1 protein-coding gene is annotated in these 659 nt (G+C 54.3%); it reads right to left on the bottom strand.

Features of this window, described 5'->3' with window-relative positions; all coding sequences use genetic code 11:
• The coding region (locus J0A66_RS21485; RefSeq protein WP_206575908.1) for a GTP-binding protein at positions 1–659 on the bottom strand (659 nt) is incomplete at its 3' end.

The raw sequence follows: 659 nt of genomic DNA, 5'->3' as shown, positions 1-659 counted from the left end.
GAGAATACGTCTTCGATTGGCAGCAGGAACGGCTTGTCGATGTCACGCTCTGGCTCTGGAATATAGGTATCCAGTGCTTCCCCAAGCTCGATGATTTTCTTTTCCCACTCGGCATCGCCTTCCAGCGCTTTCAGCGCTGAACCACGGATAACCGGCAGGTCATCTCCCGGGAAGTCATACGTGGACAGCAGTTCACGCACTTCCATCTCTACCAGCTCCAGCAGCTCTTCGTCATCAACCATGTCACATTTGTTCATGAATACGATGATGAACGGCACCCCTACCTGGCGACCCAGCAGGATGTGCTCACGCGTCTGTGGCATTGGACCGTCAGTGGCCGCTACTACCAGAATCGCACCGTCCATCTGCGCTGCTCCCGTGATCATGTTCTTAACATAGTCAGCGTGTCCGGGGCAGTCTACGTGCGCGTAGTGGCGAGCAGGGGTATCGTACTCTACGTGAGACGTAGAGATGGTGATACCACGGGCTTTTTCTTCCGGGGCATTGTCGATCTGGTCGAATGCCTTGGCTGAACCTCCGTAGGTCTTCGCCAGTACCGATGTGATCGCCGCTGTCAAAGTGGTCTTACCGTGGTCTACGTGACCGATGGTGCCCACGTTTACGTGCGGCTTTTTACGTTCAAACTTTTCTTTTGCCAT

Origin of the sequence: Bowmanella dokdonensis (genome assembly GCF_017254865.1) — a bacterium.
Classification (GTDB): Bacteria; Pseudomonadota; Gammaproteobacteria; order Enterobacterales; family Alteromonadaceae; genus Bowmanella; species Bowmanella dokdonensis.
The sequence above is the reverse complement of the archived record's forward strand: the minus strand, read 5'-3'. Positions and strand labels throughout refer to the sequence as shown.